The organism is Pelatocladus sp. BLCC-F211, from assembly GCF_041928655.1.
In the GTDB taxonomy this organism is placed as follows: domain Bacteria; phylum Cyanobacteriota; class Cyanobacteriia; order Cyanobacteriales; family Nostocaceae; genus Pelatocladus.
In genome coordinates this window covers 19704-38821 of record NZ_JBHFLM010000028.1, presented here as the reverse complement: position 1 = coordinate 38821, position 19118 = coordinate 19704, and the positions used below count along the sequence as shown (strand labels likewise).

At 39.0% G+C, this 19118-nt stretch carries 9 protein-coding genes; 1 reads left to right on the top strand and 8 read right to left on the bottom strand.

Going from position 1 to position 19118, the window contains the following annotated elements; translation table 11 throughout:
• Nucleotides 1-155 precede the first annotated feature (155 nt).
• Nucleotides 156-1709, top strand: coding sequence for a glycine betaine ABC transporter substrate-binding protein (locus tag ACE1AT_RS02360; RefSeq protein ID WP_374865709.1), 1554 nt, complete (start codon nt 156-158; stop codon nt 1707-1709).
• A gap of 116 nt (nt 1710-1825) precedes the next feature.
• Here ACE1AT_RS02360 and ACE1AT_RS02355 read toward each other — a convergent pair whose 3' ends face one another.
• From ACE1AT_RS02355 to ACE1AT_RS02320, 8 genes are all read right to left on the bottom strand, one after another.
• On the bottom strand, nt 1826-4096 hold the full coding sequence (locus ACE1AT_RS02355) for a pyridoxal phosphate-dependent decarboxylase family protein (RefSeq protein ID WP_374865708.1): 2271 nt from the start codon (nt 4094-4096) through the stop codon (nt 1826-1828).
• A gap of 287 nt (nt 4097-4383) precedes the next feature.
• Nucleotides 4384-7350, bottom strand: coding sequence for a methyl-accepting chemotaxis protein (locus ACE1AT_RS02350; protein WP_374865707.1), 2967 nt, complete (start codon nt 7348-7350; stop codon nt 4384-4386).
• A 995-nt stretch (nt 7351-8345) separates the two neighbouring features.
• On the bottom strand, nt 8346-11405 hold the full coding sequence (locus tag ACE1AT_RS02345; RefSeq protein WP_374865706.1) for a response regulator: 3060 nt from the start codon (nt 11403-11405) through the stop codon (nt 8346-8348).
• Between the two features lie 120 nt (nt 11406-11525).
• Nucleotides 11526-14375 (bottom strand): methyl-accepting chemotaxis protein, encoded by a 2850-nt coding sequence (locus ACE1AT_RS02340; RefSeq protein ID WP_374865705.1) that lies wholly within the window; start codon nt 14373-14375, stop codon nt 11526-11528.
• Nucleotides 14376-14438: 63 nt separating this feature from the next.
• Entirely contained in the window at nt 14439-14936 is a 498-nt protein-coding gene (locus ACE1AT_RS02335) for a chemotaxis protein CheW (RefSeq protein ID WP_374865704.1), read from the bottom strand.
• A 6-nt stretch (nt 14937-14942) separates the two neighbouring features.
• Nucleotides 14943-15320 (bottom strand): PleD family two-component system response regulator, encoded by a 378-nt coding sequence (locus ACE1AT_RS02330; protein ID WP_096677284.1) that lies wholly within the window; start codon nt 15318-15320, stop codon nt 14943-14945.
• Between the two features lie 68 nt (nt 15321-15388).
• Nucleotides 15389-16465 carry a response regulator gene (locus tag ACE1AT_RS02325; RefSeq protein WP_374865703.1) on the bottom strand — a complete coding sequence of 359 codons (1077 nt, stop codon included), beginning with the start codon at nt 16463-16465 and terminating at the stop codon, nt 15389-15391.
• An 872-nt stretch (nt 16466-17337) separates the two neighbouring features.
• Nucleotides 17338-18780, bottom strand: coding sequence for an amino acid permease (locus ACE1AT_RS02320; RefSeq protein WP_374865702.1), 1443 nt, complete (start codon nt 18778-18780; stop codon nt 17338-17340).
• Nucleotides 18781-19118: the final 338 nt, after the last annotated feature.

Sequence of the window (19118 nt, the reverse complement as noted above, 5' to 3'; positions counted from 1 at the left end):
TTATGAACTAACATTCAGGGTTTGTAGTAAGCACTTTAGTGCTGAAAAAATCAGGACTTAAGCCCTTACTACGAACCATAAATCATGAATTTAAAAATTTGGCGTTGCATAATGGAGAAGTTAAATAGATATACTGAAATATTCAATTCGTATTTATGCAAAGCCAGATAACCCAGTTTTTCAATCAATACTTTCCAGAAATTCTCCTCCGCAGTGGAGAACACTTAGTACTAGTTGCGATCGCCATGACAATTGCGATCGCTATTGGTATTCCTTTAGGTATTTTCATCACTCGCCAACCTAAATTCAGTCAACCCATTCTCAATATAGCGAATGCTATTCAAACTATTCCCAGTTTAGCTATCTTTGGCTTTCTCATTTCTGTGCCATTTATTGGAGGAATTGGTTCAACTCCTGCGATTGTTGCTTTGACTCTGTACGCTTTGCTTCCCTTGATTCGCAATACCTATATTGGTATTACCAACGTTGATCCAGCAATTCGAGAAGCGGGAAAGGGAATGGGAATGACGGATAGACAATTGCTGTTTCAGGTAGAAATTCCCCTCGCTTTAGCTGTAATTTTAGCCGGAGTTAGGGTCGCTACAGTAATTTCTGTGGGAATTGCTACTATTGCTGCAGCGATTGGTGGTGGTGGTTTAGGAGTATTTATTTTTCGAGGGATTTCCACAGTTAATAATCAGCTAATTTTAGCAGGAGCCATACCCGCTGCTTTCATTGCTTTAGGAGCAGATTTCATCTTGGGATGGTTAGAAAAGCAACTGACACAACAAAGAGGAAAAACGGTAAAAGTTAATCGTAAATTTGCCATAGGTTCGAGTATATTAACATCACTTATTTTGGTATTAATTGCCTTTAATTATTGGCAAACACCACCAAAAATTGTGATTGGAGCTAAAAATTTCACTGAACAATTTATTTTAGGAGAATTACTGGCTCAACAAATTGAATCTCATACAAAATACAAGGTTGATAGACGGTTTAATTTAGGTGGAGTTTTAATTTCTCATGAAGCTGTGAGAACAGGACAAATTGCGGGTTATGTAGAATATACGGGAACTATTTTTACAAGTATATTGAAACATAAACCTATTAGTAATCCTCAAGTTATCTATGAAAAAGTCAAACAAGAATATGACCAAAAATTTAAATTAGAAGTTATGCCTTCTTTAGGATTTAATAACACCTTTGCCATGATTATCCGTGGTGAAGATGCTAAACGCTGGCAGATTAAAACCCTTTCCGAAGCTGCTAAATATACACCTCAAATACAAGCAGGATTCGGCTATGAATTTCTGGAACGTGAAGATGGTTATTCTGGTTTAGTTAAGACTTATAGCTTAAAATTTACCAAACCTCCTAAACAAATGGATTTAGGTTTGATGTATCAAGCTTTAAAAGAAAAGAAAGTAGATTTGATAGCTGGTGGTTCAACAGATGGCTTGATTCCTGTTTTGGATTTAGTCATTCTAGCAGATGATAAAAAATATTTTCCACCCTATGAACCTGTCCCTATATTCAATCAGGAAATTCTGAAAAAATATCCAGATTTACGGAAGGCGATTAATCAATTATCTGGGTTAATTTCCAATGAAGAGATGCAAAAAATGAATTATCAAGTCGATAATCAATCTCGTCCTGTTGAACAAGTTGTCCGTGATTTTATTAAATCTAAACCTGAATTGTCATAATCAGAAACCTTGTAGAGACGTTGCACTGCAACGTCTCTACATGCCAAAACAATATCAGACAATCCTATTATGTGCAGTATTGAGTCAAATTCAGGTTAGTTTTGGCAGAAATAAGCTTACTCTATTTCGTCTTTAATATCCTCAATCACCTTCAAAATCGATTCACGAATTAAGCCTTCCAAGACATCAATAAACGAACCTTCAGCTGTTTCAGTTTTCCAGGGATCTTGGACTACGGTACGGATGACAGTAATCGCTTGATCTGGTTCTCCTGTCACACCTAAACGCTGCTTGTAGTGTTCAATAAAATAAGAACCATAAGCTTCAGCGTTGAAATCTGTGGTACTAACAATCATGGGGTAATTGTTAATATCATCCCCTTCATCAATACTCAAGTTCTCATAATACCGTTTATTGAGCAGGTTCGCATTCTTTAAACTGGTATTGAGTTTACCATCAATCTTGAAGTTGAAAGCGTAGATCAAGATGTTTAAATCAGGCCCAAGTTCTTGGAGTGCAGCCATTGCTTGTTCATCTTGCTCAATCTCTTCATTCGTTTTACCATCAACTCTTTGACGAATAAATTCAATTTTTTCTGCTTCTGTATTTCCCGGAATAGAATCTGGAATTAAAGTCAGAGGAACAATAATAAATGGATCTTCCTCTTTAGCCATACACAACAATCGAGCATAGAGTTTATCACCACTAAACAGAGCTTGACCCAAAATCCTACCATAGCCATCTTTAGTGGGTCGAATGATGCGATGGCTCAAATATACAGCTGCTGGAGCTGCACCGGGTTTAGATCCCTCAATTCCATAAATACCAATAGTTGGCTCGGCTTCTCCATGAAAAACATAGGGAGCAACGAAGGTAACTAAATTCCGCATCGCTGAGTTGCGATAGCACAACGCTCCAGCTGGATAGGGGATGTAACCTGATTTATGGGGATCGACGGTGATCGAGTCAGCTTGAGGAAGAGCCATAAATTGCTCCTCTACATAAGCACTCAAGGGAGAAATCGGGGGTGCTGAATCTTTGGGAGAGGGTAAATAAAAGTCTGCGTCGGTACGTAATAGGGTGGCGAAATATCCCCCCCAAGCAGCATCCGCGTGAACGGTAAATTGTAATCCTTTTTGGCTGAATTCTTCTCGTAGTTCCAGAATTTGCTTGAGAGGATCAACGGCGCTTTCTTCGGTGGTTCCGATCACTGCAACGACGGTATAAACAGGGATGTGATTGTCTAGGCAATATTCTAAATCTTCTCGGAGATTATAGCCTTTGAGGCCATCTTGACGAGGTTGAGGTTCAAGAGGCTCAAGTCTCATTCTGCCATGTTCGTCTACTTCCACATCTATCATGTGGGAGGCTCCGATTCCTAAAACGGCTGCTGCTTTCGGGAATGAGTAATGTTTGGTTCCGGGTACGAAAAAGACAGGAGATTCAACTTCTTGTAGATAACGTTTGGAAAATTCTTGTATGCCTAAATCTTGTACAGAATACTTGGATAGGGCGATAGATAAAATGGTAGAGGCTTCACTTTCGTTAACGCCTTGGTTCTCTAACTGCTCAGTGATTTGTGTAGATAAGGCTAGGATATCATCAACCTTGAGATTTAACAGTTGCCAAGTGTCGAGATTGATTAACTGTTGCTCTGTCCAAGTTCCAGAATCTGATGAGTAGGCATTAATCTTAATCTGTGCTGCTACCTTGACCAAATTTTGATCATGTAACAAAGCTTGTTTGATAGAAATGGGATAAAATTTGAGATTTCTGGTTGACCAAATAGCCTCTATGTTAGCAACAGTTCCTCCACAAGTGATATGTCCCCAGGCTCGCAGTTCATCATTTTCATTATCATCTGGCGGAACGTAGTATCCTAGCATTCGGCAAAGATCATCACCTACCTGGATTTCTAACTCTGTGGTGACAGTAGAAGCTTCAAAAGCCACATTATTAGCGTTGTACAACATTCCCGCAAAGTAGCCAATCACCGAAGGAATGGTAGAATCCCAGCCCATGTGTCCTTGATAGCGCAGACTGAAAAACGGAACGGATCTCTTCAGTCTTTCTAATAAGTCGTGATAACCTTCTTCGATGAGAGCGATCGCTTCTTGGTAATCTGGCGATCGCTTGATTTCTTCAGTAATATGACAAGGATCTTCAGGAAAATAACTATTTCTCCACTCAGCCTGAGAGTCGATAGCTTCTAATATCAATCTTTTCAGCAAATCAGCATTTTCGGCTCTTGGACCTAAAAACCACGCTTCTACTGATCTTGAGCCAGTTGTCTTGAGATTGAGGGTGTCTGCTTTTTTAAAAGACTTTTGGATACGGCGCGTTGCTTTTTCAAAAGCTTTGCTGAAAGTCTCTCTGGGAGTTCTCATCAGAACCTTCTCCTTGTAAATGAATATTGACTTAGTCTTAAAGGTTGTCTCTCAAGAAATGTAAACAGAGCAAACTCAGGCGATCGTATCATTCATACGCTGATAATATGATGTTAAGACACCTCAGAGAACCTCAATACAGACCTTCATAATCATTTACAAGAAAACAATTTTTAAGCTGGGAGCAAAATTCCCTTGTAACCGCCAATTTAAATGGGAGAGCATTTTGGATTTCAATCTCAAATCCAAAATCTAAAATCTAAAATATCTTGTCCCCCTTGTCCTTGTTAATTGACCTTCAAACCAACTAGTGTTTCCTGTAACTGGTGGGAAATCTTCACTGTTTTTTGTAGAGACTTAGAAACTTGCATAGATGATTCACTAGTAGATTTTGAAGTATTAACAATTTGCTTCATTAACTCGCTAACTGTTTGTGATGTTTGGACTCCATAGATTGTAGCGGTAGAAATTGACTGCACTAAGGCGTCTATTTGCCGTGAAACATCTAAGATTTGACTCAGACTATGTTTTGCATATTCAACAATTTGTGTTCCCTGCGTAACTTGAGTCACTCCTTCTTGCATCGCTTTGACTACTTCGTTGGTTTCCTGTTGGATGTTTTCAACAATTTCTGCTACTTCTTTGGTTGCTTGTGCTGATCGTGCTGCTAGTTCGCTAACTTCTTCGACCACAACAACAAAACCTTGACTTTCTTCACCCATTCGCGCTGCTTCAATACCTGCGTTGATCGCTAACAAGTTGGTTTGCATGGAAATTTCGTTAATTAATGACACTACACGCGAAATTTCTTGTGTAGATTGTCCCAAATGTTTGACTTTCTTAGCAGTTTTGCCGACAATTTCACGCAAAGTTAAGATATTTTCCACTGTTGTATCCATTGCTTCTCCTGTTTCGGTGGCGGTATTAGCAACGGTGTTAGCAACTTGTACAGCTTGCTGAGTGCTAGACGCTACTGCTTGCATAGCAACAGTCATTTGTTCAACAGCATCCAAAATGCGGCTAATTTCGGTAGTTTGTCCTAGTGCTTGTTGTGTAAGATGGCTGATTGTTGTTTCGTTGCTACCAATCGCCTCGTCTAATTGCACAATTGATACTTTTACTTTGATGATGATATCCCGTAGACTTTCAACAATGGAGTTGAAAAAGTCCGCAACAGTTCCGATTTCGCCTTCATTGACATCAGCACGTACTGTTAAGTCACCTCGAACTACACCTTCAACATCATCTAGTAATTCTAAAACTTGATTTTGTAAAGCTTGTTTATGTTGCTGTTCCTCGCAAGAAGATGTTTTGGTAGTTTGGCGAACTTGTTCTATTTGTTGAGTCAGTTCTGCTTGTTCTAGAGCATAACCAATTTGAACAGCAATTTGTTTAAATAAGTAAATTTCTATATCTCGCCAATAACGTTTATGAGAACACTGATGAATTACTAACAAACCATATAGTTTTCTATTAATAAAAACAGGTGTTAACAAATATGCTTTGACTGCTTGGCTTTCTAATTGGTGCAGGTATGAATGACTAAAATCATTGTCGTAAATATCATGGACTGTTTTTACAGTACCTATTGCTAACTCATCAGAATATTCTTCTCCAAAATAGGGGTTAGAAAGATTTTCTTCTGAATCAGTTAACCAAGAATAATCAACTGATTTAGCAATTATTTTGCCTTGCCAATGGTCATCTAAACTATAAAAGAGTACGCGATCGCAAGCAAGAGCATCTCGTATATCTGATACTGCGGTTTTGATAATTTTTTCACTGCTGAGTACTTCTCGTATGTTGATAGTGATGTGATTGAGTTGCTCTATGAATTTTGCATCGTTTTCTTGACGACGAAACTCTTTTGTGATCGAGTCTGCCATTTTATTGAAACTGACAGCCAGTTGACCAATTTCATCATTTGCGAAAACTTGAGTACGGACATTGCGATCGCCTGCGGCAAATTTTTCGGTGGCTTGCTGCAAATGATAAACTGGTTTGATGATTGAACGTCTTAAGATGAATGTCCAAATAGCAATTAACGAGAAAGCTAACAAAACTAATGTAGTTTGTAATAACCAACTTTGTGTTAATACGTTATTAATAGATTTCTCAGGAGTTCCCTGCAATAAAATCGCTAAGGGTGGTGTGTTATCAACAACTTGAGACCCATCTGCTGTTTCAATATCTCCAATAATTGTGTTAGGCAAAGCCTTGGCTGCTATAATGTAAGGCTGATTTCCCAAAACAACACGTTTGGTAACTATTTGTCCTGTTTTGGCTGCAACTGCTTCAGCTAAGATAGACCTACTTTCTAGAGGTAATTCTATCTGTGATTTAATTTGATTTAAATTATTTGTTTTTTCTTGTAATAGGGAATCTATAAGAGTGAATTCTCCATTTGCTTGATGTAAATAAAGCGCGCTATAGCTTCCTGACAATCCTGGAATTTCTTTTGCGATCGCATTTTGCTCATTTACAACATTACCAATTACTAAAGCACCGATCACTGATTTTGTTTTAAGGTCTTTTATGGGCGTTACTAAATAACGAATTAAAGTATCTTTTTTACCCAAATTATTTGGTAAAGTAACAGCCTCTCGACTGACTTCAGACCAAGTGATAATTCTAGTAGCTTTGATTGATTGAGAATTTAGTAAAACCTCTTTTACTAAATTACTCGGGTTAAAATATTCTCCCTGACGTTCAGCATTAGCGTTAGCAATTATTTTTAAATCTTTACCAACTAAAGTTGCATACTCTACTTTTAAAGTCTGAGTTTTGTTTTTCAGAATTTGTTTAATAACTGATTGCCATTTTTGATCTAAGCTTTTACCAGAGTTATGTAAATTAACTGCTGTTAGTAGAGCAGTATGCTCCGATTGGCTCTGCAAACCAATACTCATTTGATTGAATTTAGCATAATAATTAACATCTTTCAAAGTGAGTTCAGATTTAGTTTGTTCAATCAATTGAGTTGCTAAAGTTTGATGAATAAATAATTTTGTTCCAATCGCTATACCTAAAATAGAAACTAATTCACAGCTAATTAAGGCGATTAAATGTTTACGATTGAGAGTTAGGTTATAAAACCATCTCAATAAATATTTATTGCTTAAAAATAAGGTTTTAATATGTAATTTCCGTGGTTCTGAAACTCTAGAATTATCAATCATTAGCTGAGAAGGTAATAGGGGATATGCCAAACTGGAATTTTTATTTTTATTAGCACCATCAAATCGATAACCCATAAGTAAATTCCCTGTATTAATAACTCAAGTCAAAAATTGAATGGACACAACTCAACATCAAACTTTTCGGTGTACTTCCCTTTTTGCTAGTAGCATAGCTATTACTTCAGAGAATAATCAGGCTAAAAAAGTCTGATTTGATACTGATACTGTCAAATAATGAGTATAAGTTATATCATTCTCTCGAATTTAGACAACAGACAAAAACCCGATAAAATCCTCTGGACATAGAAAATTATTGAGGTAATTACTGGTAATAAAGCAGACACAATATTATAACAACATGTTGTAAATGTTAATAAGAGCGATCCTATACAAATCCTATTATTTTGCCTTGATTGGTCATCCGATTTTAGATTTTGGATTACCCTACGGGTAGACACTCCCTGTCTACTTGCAGAAGTAGCCGCCCATAGTCCAATACGGTTCAGTTAAGGCTAAAAACTAAAACTAGCGTAGGTTGGGGAGCCAGTGCGTTGCGGGGGTCCCAAGAGTTGTAGCACCTGGCGTTTGAGGAACGTAACCCAACATTATCAAGGCTTTGTTGGGTTTCGCTTGCACTCAACCCAACCCAATACGGTTCGGTTAAGAATTTTTCGTCATGATTTTGGGGTTGTGGAGACGCGATAAATCGCGTCTCTACAGGATTTAAACGTCAATCGATTTGTCTTATCCGAACCGTATTGCAACCCAACCTACATTTCTTCTTAACTGAACCGTATTGGCCCATAGTCCCGTTAGGGTAGGGCGTCTATGGATTTTGGATTTGCTCCACAGATAAATCTGCTTGCTCTTTACCCTGCTCAGAATTATTGGTCATTTGTCATTGGTTTTTAACAATTAACAATCAACAACCAACATATTTAAAAGGCTGCATGAAGAGGTAAGATGTAGTATCCTCATGCAGCCTAATGTAAAGATGGAGATATTAAAGTTTTTTCTACCTATCAATTCAGTTGTAGCGTGGAATTATACTTAATTCGCACGAACTGAATTTAGTTTTTATTTGCTCCTGCTAAAGGAAAAATTAATTCTTCCAGTGTTCTCAATAATTCTTGTTCATTGTAAGGTTTTGAGAAATAAGCTTTCGCACCTAATTGCATTGCTAGCTGTCGATGCTTGTCACTACTACGAGAGGTAAGCATGGCAATTGGTATATTCTTAAATTCATTGTTTGATTTAACCCGACCTAAAAAGCCATAACCATCAACCCGTGGCATTTCAATATCACAAATTACAGCCTGAACTTTTAAGCCACTTTGTAACTTTTCTAAAGCATCTTGACCATCTTTGGCTTGTTCTACTAAGAATCCTCCTTTTTCTAAAGTTAAGGCCAAAAAGCGCCGGACGTTAATCGAATCATCAACAATTAAGATAGTCCCTTTTTGGTCTTTTAATGAGTCTGGGTTTTTTTCCTCAGATGGAGTCAGGAATATAGTCTTCAACCTTGCTGATGGTAGTTGATTGGTTCTGGGTGTACGGTCATTAGCAGCAATCCAATATAGTAACTCGCTGACATTGACTAAAGCCACGACTCGACCATCACCAAGAATTGTACAGTTGCTAAAGCCAGCAGGTAGAGGGATATTTCCTTCAACACGGCGAATCGCAACTTCTTGTTCACCCCAGCAACGGTCGATTTGCAGTGCGATTGGTTGATTGTTGCCTTCAATAATTAATATGCTAGCAGCATTGATTGCTGGAGGTGTTTCCAGGTTTGGATTGTCATAGCGGTAGCAATTAAATTCTAAGTAGCGGCTGAGGCGAATCAACGGTAACATGGTTCCTTGCCAGTTGATCATTTCGCTATTTGCCATTGGGAAAACATGCTCATTTTGCAGGAGGAAAATTTCCGAGACTGCATCTGTGGGGAATGCCAATAGCATACGGTTACTTTCTACTAACAGTACACGGGCCACAGAAAGAGTAAATGGCACAGATAAAGTAAAGGTAGTTCCCACTCCCGGCATAGTATCAACTTTGACGTCTCCACGTACGTGTTTCAGGTTGTTGCGAACCACATCCATACCTACACCACGACCGGACAGTGTTGTGACTTGGTCTTTAGTAGTAAACCCTGGTTCAAAAATCAAGGATAATAGTTCTTCATCGCTGGCTTGAGCTAACAGAGTTGCATCTAAGCCCATAGCTAAGGCACGGGTGCGAATTCCCTCTAAGGAAATGCCACGACCATCATCTCTCATGGTGATTATGGTGCGATTACCTTGATGGGTGGCTTTAATTTCAATCGTTCCTTGTTCTGCTTTACCACAAGCGCGACGTGTGGCAGGGTCTTCAATACCGTGGTCAAACGCATTTCGCATCAGGTGCATTAATGGCTCATTCAAAGCCTCTAAGATGCTGCGTTCAATTAAGGTGTTAGCGCCTTCTATTTTTAACTGGACATTTTTGCCAAACTCCACAGATAAATCACGCAAAGCTCTGGGGAAGCGATCAACTATATCAGATAGAGGTCGCATTCTGACTTGTGTAAGCTTTCGCTGTAACTGCTTGGAAGTTTTGTTGAGCTTTCTGGAGATTTGGTCGGTATCGTCTACACTGAGTTGGATGTCAGCTGTGACTTCTTGCACCTGGACGATCGTTTCCATAACTTCTTGTGACAGCAGGTTTAATTCGTTGTAACGATCCATTTCTAGGGAATCAAACCTGCTTTCTATGTCTTGTGTCTGGTAGGTGTAGTCAAATGCAAAGCGATCGCCACCATTTCCCAGCAATGGCAATGATGATACTTCGGCTGAAATCACAGCTTGGGTAGCGATTCGATCATAGGCTGTCCGTAGTTCTTGATTTTCTCTTTCCAGACTTTGGACGCGCTGACTAAGACTGCGAATTAGTTTACGTAGTCTTTCTAGCTGTAAGTTTAGCCCATTGCGTTGAATAATTAATTCTCCGAACAAGTCATTAATTTGTTCGAGCTGCTTGCTAGGTACTCGGACGGTATTTTCTTGAGTTTCACGTTCTTTATTTACACCTACTGGCTCCCGTTTTGGTTCAACAAATTTATAATCTGTAACGGGAATTTCTTTCGCAGTGATCAGATTAGGCTCACTTAGTTCATCAGCAAAAGAGTTACTATCATCAGCAAAAGCTGCTTCTAAGGCTTCAAAGTCTGCGGCAATAATTTCGTCATCCAGCCAATTTTCTGCGGTAACTTCTGCTTGGAGAATCTCATCTTCTACGGTGCTTGCTATTGTTTGCAACTGTGGAGTTATTTCTGGTGTTAGTGATGGATGGGGTGAGAGTTGAATGAAAGTTTGTTCTAAATCAAGCTCTGTGGGTAAACTATCGAGTTGATTCGTGAGTACTAATGCTTGCGATCGCCGCCATGCTGTCAAGGAAGCACGGGCAATTTCTTCCATTTCCTCCGATTGAGCATGATCGACATGATGAGCGATTGATTCGCACAACTGCGTAAATGCTTCTAACTGGAGCATTTCCCCCAAGCCACCTAACTCCGCTGCCATGATCGCAACTTCTTCTTTGAGACAGGCTTGTTGATTCTCTTCCAAGAAAGCCTCTAAGCGTTGTAAGCATCCCTCTACCTCGCTTTCAAAGAGTAATGGTATAATATTTTGCCCATCATCTTCCGGTGAGAGGATAGTGGTAGCGTCTTCTGGAGTCGGATCGCCTAAAAGTTGATGTAGTTCTTCAAAAACAGGGTAACAAAAAGTACTTAACCATTGTTCATCAATAGTATTTCCTTCTGAATGCAAATCGACTATCTGACGCAGCCAATCAACTCCAGATAGTAATAAACTTTGTAATTCTGTATCAATTTCTAAAGAATTTTTACGAGTTTTTAATACTTTAAAAGAATCTTCTAAACGGTGGGCTAAATCTGAAAGGGAGCGAAATCCCATCATTCCTGCACCACCTTTAATGGAATGAGCAGCTCGCAGGGCAGCATTGATTTTGTCTGGAGCTATGCGGTGATTAGTCTCAATTTCGAGTAATATTCCTTCTAGTGTATTCAGATAATCTGTTGCTTCCTCCAGAAACTGCATCTGAATTTCTAATTCTTTGTCCTGTGACATAGTTTTTGTCCTTGGTCAAGAGTCAATAGTCATTTATCATTAGTCATTTATCATTAGTTATTAGTCATTAGTCATTTCTCATAGGCAAATAACCAAGGACAAATGACTAATGACCAATAATTAATTGACCTTGAACGTACCCACACTTTCTTGTAATTGTTGAGAAATCTTCACAGTCTGTTGCAGAGATTCAGAGACTTGTAAGGAAGAATCGCTGGTGCGTTTGGAAATGATCGCGATTTGTTTCATCAATTCGCTGACTACTTGTGATGTTTCCACTCCAGAAGCTGTAGTGGTAGAAATTGACTGCACTAGAGCATCAATTTGCCGTGAAACTTCCAAAATTTGACCGAGACTGCCTTTTGCTTCTTCAACAATGCGTGTACCTTCCACTACTTGAGCGGTTCCTACTTCCATTGCTTGCACTACTTCACTGGTTTCTCGTTGGATGTTCTCAACGATTTGTTCAATTTCTTTAGTTGCGGCGGCTGAACGCGCTGCGAGTTCTCCGACTTCTTCGGCAACAACAGCAAATCCTTGCCCTTCTTCACCTGCTCTTGCTGCTTCAATCCCAGCGTTGATCGCTAGCAAGTTGGTTTGCATGGAAATCTGGTTAATCAATGCGACGACGCGGGAAATCTGTTGTGTCGATTCTCCCAAGCGTTTGACTTTTTTGGCGGTTTCGCCCACAGTTTCTCGGAGGTGGAGAATATTCTGTACTGTCATATCCATTGCTTGACCACTTTTCGCAGCAGTAGCTGAAGCATTTTGAGCAACCGTAGCAGCTTGCTGGGCGCTGTCTGCTACGGCTCGAATAGATGCTGTCATTTGATCAACTGCACTCAGGGTATTGTCAATTTCGGCGGCTTGTGCTAATGCTTCTTCTGCCAGTTGGTGAATTGCGCCGGAGTTTGTGTCAATCGCCTGATTTACTTGGTTAGCAGCGATTTTGACCTGGGTCACGATATCTCGTAAGCTTTCGACAATAGAGTTGAAAAAGTCAGCAACAGTACCTATTTCACCAGCAGTCACATCAGCACGTACTGTCAAGTCGCCGCTAGCTGCACCCTCTACGTTGCTGAGTAATTCCAACAGCTGCATTTGCAGAGCTTCTTTTTGTTGCCGTTCATCTACAGTAGATTTTTCGGCGATGATTTTCGCGCTTTCTAGCTCTTGTAGTAACTTGGCTTGTTCGATCGCGTAGCCGACTTGAGTTGCTAGCTGTTTAAATAAATCAATTTCCGCTTGTTGCCAAATCCGGGGGCTATCGCAGTGATGGGCAATCAATAAGGCTACTAGTTCTTCTTGATGCACAATTGGTGCGATCAAATTTGCTTTGACGGCAAATCTTTCCAGCATTCTGATGTAACATTCAGCATTACTCAGATGGGGGTCTTGATAGATATTTGCGATCGCCCGCACCCGACCATCTTTGTAAGCATTGACATGGCGTTCTCGAAAACAAGGGTCATCTATTTGTACTCCTAACATTTTCGGAAAACTAGTACTGACTGCTTCGGCGACGACATCGCCATCCCATGTTTCGGAATTAAATTTATAAACAATTACTCTGTCTGTTTTGAGTGCTTGCCGAACTTCTCTGACTGTTGTTTTGTAAATGTCTTCTTCTTGCAGGCTTCTGCGTAACCTTAAGGTAATATCTGCAAGTAATTTAGACCGCTCTGCATCTTGTTCTTGCTCTTTGATTGAAGCTTCTAGTTGTGATGCCATTTGGTTAATGTTCGCAACCAAGACTCCGAGTTCGTCTTCTCCTTGGACATACAGACGGGTGTTGAGTTCGCCCCGACCCAGTTTTTCTACTGTTGCCGTTGCTTGCAAAATTGGCTCTGTTGCACGTTTAGCTATCCAGGCTGCGATCGCGGCGACGATGATTGCTGTTAGTCCCGTACCAATAGCGAAAGTCAATAATAATTCTTGTTGAGCAGCAAATGCTGTTGATGTATTAGTTGCTAGCAGTATTTCCCATTTTAAATCTGGCAAACCTTTAAGGGGTTTAATGGGTACGTAGCTTAACAACTGCTGGCGATCGCCATGCACCGGATCTAATCCAACTACAGTTTTTTCTTTAGATTTTTGTAGTGATTTATATACGTCTGGGTAATCTATTTTGATGTTGCTATTTACGTGGTCTGGTTCTGAGGCGATGAAAATCTTGCCAGAGTTATCAAGAAAGAGATATTCCTCCACTGTTTTTGTATAACTTTTTGCCAACTCTTCCAACGGTTTGATCGGCATACGTACTCTAACTATGGCAATTGTATTGCCTGTGCCATTTTCTTTAACAGGTGCAGCAATAAAAATACTTACTTTATTTGTAGTTGGTGATAGTTCTGGTTGACTGATATATGGGCGATCGCTTTGTTGTACATTCTTAAAGAATGTGCGATCTTTGACATTAGGAATAGATTTTGCTTGTGATTGGGCAATCAAATTACCGTTTAAGTCATAGACGGCTATGCTTTCATAGATAGTAGTTCCATCTATGATTTTGGACTCGATAATTTTGTCCAGTATTGCTTGTTTTTCGGAAGGGGAAGTGTTCGCTCTAGTTTGGGAATTAATCAGGATTGGCAAATTAGATATAAACTGAATATCTCCATATCGCTCAATCAGGAAACGGTTTATTTTGTCTCCCAAGTCTTCAGTTTGAGATTGTTGTAATTGAGAAACTTTACGTTCGATTGATTGCTTAGAAATTTGATATGCCAGCACTCCAATCCCCAATACTGGGAGTGTACCAATGGCGATCGCCAGTACTGTGGCTTTTGTACCCAAACTCAGCCGCTTAAAATTAGCCAATATCCGATTCAAGCGAGAATCTGTGTCTGTTTGCCCGTGGTTAGTCAATGTAGGTAGTTGCACTACACTATTTGTGAGTTTTTGAGAAGTAATCGTTGATTTTCGATTTTCAACATCACTACTCTTAGTCGCGTCCGTTTTATTAAACATAAAATAGTTTCCCAGAATAGGTGGAGAATAACCCTAAAAATACCGTAGTTATAGTAGTACACCCTAGTTACCATGCAAAATAGAAGATTGGACAATCGCTTGTGCATCTAACACCAGCAATACTTCTTTCTGTTGCACAACGCATCCACGCAAATACGGAACTAAACTAGAGGCGACTTGTCCAACAGGAGAGCGAATTTCATCTGGCATGAATTTAGTTGTACCTTTGATTTCTTGGACAACTAAGCCTAGAAGCAGTGATTCCACCCGAATCATCACGATATTGAACTGACGAAATCTATAGTCTAAGGATTCTAAATTGAACATCCTTGGCAAATCAACTACCCAAACTATATGACTGCGCCAATTCATCAATCCGAGTATACAGGAGGGCATGTTGGGCATGGAGGTTACGGCCTCCACAGGTGCAACAATTGCCTCTTGCGTATACTTCATCGGCAAAACTGCATGGGCTTGTTTATTGAGTTGAAATCGGAGATAGCCATCTCCAAAGCTAGGATCAATTGATTTTGCAGCGAGTATCATTTTTGAATTTTTCATGATTATTCAAATCGCCACTGATTTAATTGCACGCAACAGTTGTTCGCGGGTATAAGGTTTAGTTAAATAGGCATCAGCACCTTGCCTCATTGCCCACAATCTATCTATTTCTTGATTTTTAGAACTACAAATTACAATTGGTACTTTTTGAGTAACGGGATTTTTTTTGAGAGAACGGCACAATTCAAAACCACTCATTCCTGGCATCACAACATCCGTGACAATGACATCTGGTTGTTGTGAAATAGCTTGTTCTAATCCTTCTTTTGCGCTACTTGTTTTAATCACGTTGTAACCACTTTCTCTAAGGTAGTGGCTCATTAGTTCCAATTCACTGGGAGAATCTTCCACAATTAAAATAGTCCCAAGCAAAGTTAGACTCACTCCTGTATCTCCTAAACAACCAAAGTTTTACTAAATAGAGTTGTCAATTTCATTGTGATCAAACACAATTAATCAAGATGTTTAAACACCATCTTTAACAGGTCAGATTGTGTAAATGGCTTAGTTAAATAGCCTGATGATCTGACCATTTTTGCCTTGGCTCGGTCTATAAATCCTGTTCTGCCCGTCACCATGATTATAGGTGTATTTCTAAAAGCTGAATGCCTACGCAACAACGAACATAGTTCGTAGCCGTCTAGATTTGGCATTTCCACATCTAGTAAAATTAGATCGGGTTTGCTGCGGAGAATTTGCATTAAAGCTTTGACTGGGTCGTTAATCATTACAACTGAAAAGGTGTTTTCATCTAAAAAATTCCTGATAGAATTTAAAACTGTTGGACTATCATCAATACAAGCGACTGTATATAAGCTCCGATTCGCAGGTTGCAAGGGAATCTGGCTATGAAGGATATTATCTGAATTCTCAAAATTATGAGTATCTGTTGTTATTTGTTGCTCCGGTTGAGCTTGAGGTTGCACCCTCCTTTGAGATGGTGTTTTCAACAAAGTTTGAGAATTTTCCTCAGCATTAACTGTTGAATACTGTTCTTGCTTATTTCGTAACTGCTTTTGACAGTGTTCTACTAATAATCGTAAATCTAATCGGCAAAACTTTGGCAGATCATCTAAAGGAGTTTCCCGGTAAAACTCATAGCTACCTTGTTTTAAGGTCAAGAATGATTCCAGCACTTCTTTGGCTAATTCGTCTATTAAAATAGCCGCTTGCGGAGGAGTAATGTAGTCTTGATTCACTAACCAGCAAATAGCCTGGTAATCTGCATGTGGCATCGATTGATTGTCGTTCTTGGTGTCAAACATCAATCGCATTTGCACACGATTTGCACCTAATAAATTTGGAATTTGTTGGCTCAAACGTCGCAATTGATGGTCTAACCGCTCAAACAATTTATCTGAAGAGGAGGCATAAGTAAGTTTTCCTTCTTCTAAATAAATTGTCCAAGAGTTTTTATCTGTAAATACTCGTAAACATCCTGTGGCACGCCTACTAGTTAATTGTGCTAATAAAGACAGAGGATGTAGTTTTTGAAAAAATCTGTAGCTACTTAGAGGACTTGTGCTCATTTTGATTTTACTTGTTGCTCAATTAGATGGGTCTAAGCTATATTTATCAGAGGGTTTAAACAATAAAATTTAATTTTTTGTATTGAGATATACAAGTTTTGTGATTCTGTTGATAGCTAAATTTAAATTGATTAGCTTTATTTATTTGATAATAAAATCACCGTTAAATTAGTAAGTAGGAGTTATTTTACTTACTAATACTGAGATTAACAAACATTCTCCGGCAAAAAGCGAAAAAAATGTAAAGACTGGATTAAACCAGTTACTCTTAAGTAAACATTGTGTAACTGTAGGCGCAATGCATAGTGGTTGAGATTACAAGCTCAAGCTTACTCTTGTTGGTGCTACCACTTAAGCATCATCCCTAAATAAATTTTCGATAAATTTTACACTCCCATAAGTATATATGCTTATTTGTAAACAACAGCCAACAATACCTTTAGTCTTCACTCACTCCAAATTTTCATTGATTTTGGCAGATATTGAGCTAGTTTACTTTATATATTAGTATTATCATTTACAAGGTTTAAAGTATTATTTAATACAATTTTATATAAAACTTAATGTGCTAATTGACTGCGATCGCGTGGTAAAGTTAAAAACGCGGAGGGGATACGTAATAAACTACATTAAAAACTCTACACTGCTTAACAGAAATCTGTACCTTGACAATTGAATCTTGCTGGTTCTACTGCATTGTTCTAGTTTCCTCCTAGCAGTAGGTAAAAGATTCATTGTGTGTATTCAATAACAAATCAACCAACACACAGTTAAACACCCAAGGGTGATGACGCCCACAACAAGGTATGAAAAATCGACCACCGTGCAAGGCGATGCACAGATTGTATAATCCCCAATCCCCAATTTCTTCCCTATTTTTTCAATGCTGCTGCTTCTTCTGGCGCCTGAACAACTAATCGGTTTTTCCTAGATAAAAAGTAGAGAGTTGCTAAAACCATAACAATTACAACGCCCCAAATACCAACTTGGTAAGCAGGTACAGATAAACAGGCTATGAGAGCAAAAATAGCTAGGATTGTCCCAATTATAGCTCCTGCAATACCTAGTGGACTTTCGTAGGGTCTCGGTAATTCAGGGCGACTGAATTTGAGCTTGATGTAACTGAGCATGACCAGAATATAAGATATCAATGCTGCAAGAACAGCCATATTCAAAATCAATGCATCCACTTGATTACTACCTATATCAACAAGCATGACACATATCAGTCCAACTGCTGTACCTAGAAATAATGCCCGGTAAGGTGTCTTATTCTTGCTAGTCACAGAAATCTGGCGCGGTAAATATCCAGCACGAGAAAGCGAGAAAATTATACGCCCATAACCGTATATTTGAGTTGGTAAGCTAGCTCCCAAGCCAAGAGTGAGTGCGATCGCAGTGATAAAATTGCTAGTAGCACCCTTACCAAAGTAAGCTTCTAAGCCTTCTGACAACGGTATATTAGATTGACCAATTGCAAAAGCACCACCCCCTACACCAGAGTTCAGTACCAAAGTTAAAACTGAAAGAACAATCAGGGTAAACATTGCTGATATTAACCCTCTGGGCATATTTTTAGATATGTCCGAGGTTTCTTCGCTCGCTAGTGGCAGTATTTCTATTGCTAGATAGAACCAGATTGCATAGGGTATTGCCGCAAAAACACCTTGCCAACCTTTAGGTAGCCATGTTGCAGATTGTCCGTAATCAGCAGGAACATTGAAGAGCAGTTCTAGCTTAAAAAAATTCGCTGCCAGCATACTCACATAAAATATGCCCAACACCATAATTGCTGTCAGAGTGAGCCAAAAACTCACATACAGGCTCAGTTCCATACTCTGAATGCAAATCGCCATGAAAATAGCATAGAGAATTATCCAAATCAAGTAACTTGGCAGGGGAAATAAGTTGTTAATCAAAGGCTTGAGATAATTACTCATGCTGTAGACAAGTGCAGCAGTAGCAAATACATACTCAACAGCGACAGAAACACCGCAAATATAACCCCAAAAAGGGCCAAAAGCATTGCGAGTGAAAGAGTATAAACCACCTGCATGGGGTAACGCCACTGACAATTCTGCCAAACTATAAACCATGCATAAATACATGATTGCCATCAAAAAAGTCGCAATGGTTAAACCCCAAAAACCACCTGCGATTAAACCATAGTTCCAACCATAGAAATCACCTGAGATGACAGCACCTACACCTAATCCCCATAGCATGAAAGAACCAGCACCTGGTTTTAACTTCCTGCGCCTTAAATAATTTTCAGAAACAATTTCGTAAGAAATAATATTTGTTTTCTTGTGCATCTAAATACCTTAACGAGCAAGAGTGTTGTATTCATCTTTAAATATTTAATACATGTGGTTAGATGCACGCCTAAATTTTTAATTGAACATTAGCAATGTTATTAACACGCAGATTGATGTATGATACCGTTCTACTTCACTCAGAATCACAAATTATACTTGTTGTATATTTAATTTAGTCATTCTGGCATTTACTAACCGCAAGCTGGTATAAATATATTGGAAAATATATGTCTTATTTTTCCATAAAGTAGCTTTTTACTCAACCTAAGTATTGAACTTAGAAAATAAGAATTTTTAAGTAAATCTTCAATCAAGTTATTAAGCGCTTGGACTTT